Below are 3,623 nucleotides of genomic sequence, written 5' to 3' on the forward strand. Positions count from 1 at the left end.
CGTAAGACCAACAGCCAATCGAATAATGAAAAGACCTAAATCTGCCATTTTTTAATCCTACTTTCAATGGAAATTAAATGAGTGGACCTTGATTTCCACGACTATTCTTTAACTCGTGACCGTTTAATAAAGAATGATAGAATCAAAGCTACAAATGCAATTCCCGTTGCAACCATAAAGGTATCATTAATTCCATCAATTGTAGCTTGTTGCATGGTCTGACCATAAATCAAAAAGGTGGCAAGCTGCCTTCCCGCATCAGGCGGCATGTGTGTTAAAGCCCCCAAACCCTGCCCAAGATGCGCAAAATTACTAGCTATAAATGGATTGGAGGTTGTGATGACACTACCATAATCACCTGCGTGCATCCCTTGCCTTGTCGTCATGACAGTGACAAGAAACGCCGTCCCAATACTTCCAGCCACCTGCCTTGCCGTATTTGAGGCAGCCGTTCCATGCGCCCCCAGTTGTCGAGGTAATTGGTTAAGACCTTCTGTCATGACTGTCATCATGATGAAGGACATACCAAACATCCGCATCACATATAGAAAAAGAATATGGCTATAGCTTGTAGTCATACTAAGACTGGTAAATCCCCATGAAGTGATTACCGTAATTGTTAAGCCGATTACCGCAAGCCATTTTGAACCGATTTTATCAAAAAGAGCACCGGCAATTGGTGACATAATTCCCATCACGATTGCACCTGGAAGCATCAATAAACCGGATTGTAATGCCGTAAAACCGCGAATATTTTGCAAATAAATCGGGAGCAAGATCATTGCACCAAACATAGCCATATTAACGAACATACTTATTATGGTCGTCAGCGAGAAAATATCATATTTAAAGACCCGTAAATCAAGCATTGGTTTCTCGGCAGTCAGTTCACGCCAGACAAAGGCGATAAATGAAATGGTACCTATGATTAATGCTGAAACTACGATAGTACTGGTCCAGCCATTATTCCCTGCTTCACTAAAGCCATATAACAAGAACCCGAAACCTAATGTCGAAAATAAAAATCCTGGGAAATCAAATTTAGGATTCGTTACCTTGGTTACGTCTTTCATCCACATGAAGCTAAGAATTAAATCAAGGATTCCGATTGGAATGACAATGTCAAACAATAATCTCCATGAATAATGTCCAATGAGCCACCCGGATAATGTAGGACCAATTGCAGGAGCAAATATCATAACTACACCCATAATTCCCATTGCCTTTCCACGTTTTTCTGGAGGAAACAATGCGAAAAAAACAGTCATTAACAGGGGCATAATAATACCAGCACCACACGCTTGGATGATCCTTCCAATCATCAGCATACTAAAGTTGGCTGATAAGGAACAAACTAACGACCCTAAGGTGAATAGAAAAATAGCCGCAATCAATAGCTTCCTTGTTCCAAACTTTTCAATAAGATAAGCTGATATTGGAATAGCGATCCCGTTCACTAACATATAACCGGTTGAGAGCCATTGAACGGTACTTGCAGAAATACCTAAATCATTCATAATATGTGGGATGGCCACATTAAGTAAGGTTTGATTTAGAATGGCAACAAAAGCACCGATCAGCAGAGCCGCAAGTACTTTTCCTGTTCCTGCATCGTTTTTTGCGTCTTTAACTGGTTGTATTGGCTGGTTCGTTTTTTCTTTCTGCTGAACCTCAATTTCTTCGTTTTTCAATGCTGATTCAGCAATAGCTGAATCTTGCAGCGTTTTTTCCAATTGATCTGATAAATCTTGTTGATCATTCTTCTGGACTTTTGTATCACTCTGTTCCGTTCGAGTACTACTTTCCTTAAACTCTTCAACCTTAAAATTAGTTTTACCAATATTCTCCCTAACCTCTTGCCTCATCATTTTCGTTTGATCATGGTTCGGTTTTTTTTGTTTCATCATCCTAAAATTGATGAAAAGCAATAACAACATGGCTAATGTAACATAAACCGTGATATATATTGACATATTATCACCTACTTCTGAATTCGCACGGTTACGTTCATGCCCGGAACAATTTCAACACCTTTATTATCATCTATCGTTACTTTAACTGGAACGACTTGAGTAACTTTTGTGTAATTACCTGTCGTATTTGAACTCGGTAATAGAGAAAATGTTCCCGCTGTCGCTAAGCCGATTTGTTGAACTTTCCCTTTTAACGTGCTATTTGGAAAAGCATCCACATAGATATCGACATCTTGACCTACAGCAATTTCGTCGATGTCCGTTTCGTCAATATTTGCTGTAACCCATAATTTAGTTAGATCATATACTTGCGCCAGCGGCGTTCCTGCAGTAACAAAGGAATTTTGCACGGCATTATTTTGTACAATCGTTCCATCTGTTGGAAGTGTAACTTTCATATTTTCAGGTGTTCCATCTTCCCCTTTTGTTGTGATTGTTCCTATAGTAGAATCCTTCGTAAAACGGTCACCAACATTGCCCTTCCAATCAGTTAATTTCCCGGATGCAGGAGCAGCTATGGTTACTTGTTGGCCAGCAATTTGCGCATTATCTGTCGTTAAATAGTTGGCAGTTCGATTGTAATAGGCATACCCCCCTACTCCTGCTCCGACTAATACAAGTAACATAATTATGTTCAATAAAAGTAAACGTTTCGTGCTCATTAACCTTACTCCTCCTCTAGTGCGCTTTGATAAAACCCATTTTTGCAAATGTATTAGTTCATCCATTCATACCACATAGCTAAATAAGAATTTGCCATTTATTGGTAACGTTCTTTTCTCCGACAAGTACATTATTCTCCTTTTCCATAAAATTTGTACTTAAAGTATATTTTTGTACTTCAATTATAGAACCCATCTTACCATTTTCAGAATACTCAAGCAATAAATAAATGAACCATTAGTACAAAAGTATACTAATGGTTCATTGTGGTATAATAAAAATAGAGAAAAAGTCAGACTTGACATAAGGGGAAAAAGGATGAATAAGAAAAAAAGGAATGTCATAGATAAGGCACATGAACTATTTATTGAAAAGGGCTATCACGCTACATCCATTCAAGATATCTTGAATCATAGCGGAATTTCAAAGGGGTCTTTTTATAATTATTTTATTTCTAAAGGGGAATTGTTTAAAGCGGTTTATAATCTTATACTTGATAACATGAAAATGGAGAGAGATAAATTACTCATTGGGGAAGACATTTCAGACAAGGACATTTTCATTGAACAGGTCCATTTTATGATAGAACATAACAGAAAAAATAAATTAAATCAGCTCATTGAGGATGTGCTCGTATCTAATGAACCAGAGCTGATTAAATTTATAAAGCAAGGGAGATATTTATATTTAAAATGGATATATGAACGTTTTTTAAATATTTTCCCAAACAACCAAGCAAAGTATATGATCGATTGTGCCGTTCTTTATTCAGGAATGATGGAACATATTTTGAATACAAGTAATGTATTGCACGGAACGATACCATTACGGCAAATTGCTGCTTACTGTTTGGAGCGTGTTATGACGATTCTGGATGATATAAGTAGAAAGGACATCCAATTATTTTTACCAGAGGATATAAATCAACTACTTCCAAAATCAGATTACCATGATTTTTTTAATAATGAATTTTCCATGGCCACATTG

At 37.3% G+C, this 3,623-nt stretch carries 3 protein-coding genes; 1 reads left to right on the forward strand and 2 read right to left on the reverse strand.

Features of this window, described 5'->3' with window-relative positions; genetic code table 11:
- Positions 1-101 precede the first annotated feature (101 nt).
- Together V7137_RS26225 and V7137_RS26230 are read right to left on the reverse strand one after the other, a co-directional pair.
- Positions 102-1,973 (reverse strand): DHA2 family efflux MFS transporter permease subunit, encoded by a 1,872-nt coding sequence (locus V7137_RS26225; protein WP_335700793.1) that lies wholly within the window; start codon positions 1,971-1,973, stop codon positions 102-104.
- An 8-nt stretch (positions 1,974-1,981) separates the two neighbouring features.
- The gene (locus V7137_RS26230) at positions 1,982-2,635 is read right to left on the reverse strand and encodes an efflux RND transporter periplasmic adaptor subunit (RefSeq protein ID WP_335700794.1); all 654 of its coding nucleotides are present in this window, start codon (positions 2,633-2,635) and stop codon (positions 1,982-1,984) included.
- A gap of 319 nt (positions 2,636-2,954) precedes the next feature.
- Here V7137_RS26230 and V7137_RS26235 point away from each other — a divergent pair.
- Positions 2,955-3,623, forward strand: a 669-nt coding sequence (locus V7137_RS26235) for a TetR/AcrR family transcriptional regulator (protein WP_335700795.1), incomplete at its 3' end; no start/stop codon positions are given.

The sequence above is a fragment of the Neobacillus drentensis genome, from assembly GCF_036962765.1.
Lineage (GTDB): Bacteria > Bacillota > Bacilli > Bacillales > Cytobacillaceae > Neobacillus > Neobacillus drentensis_C.

Excerpts from the sequence above, each read along its gene's own strand:
- V7137_RS26225 (WP_335700793.1), bottom strand. The coding sequence starts at position 1,973 with ATGTCAATATATATCACGGTTTATGTTACATTAGCCATGTTGTTATTG.
- V7137_RS26230 (WP_335700794.1), bottom strand. The coding sequence starts at position 2,635 with ATGAGCACGAAACGTTTACTTTTATTGAACATAATTATGTTACTTGTA.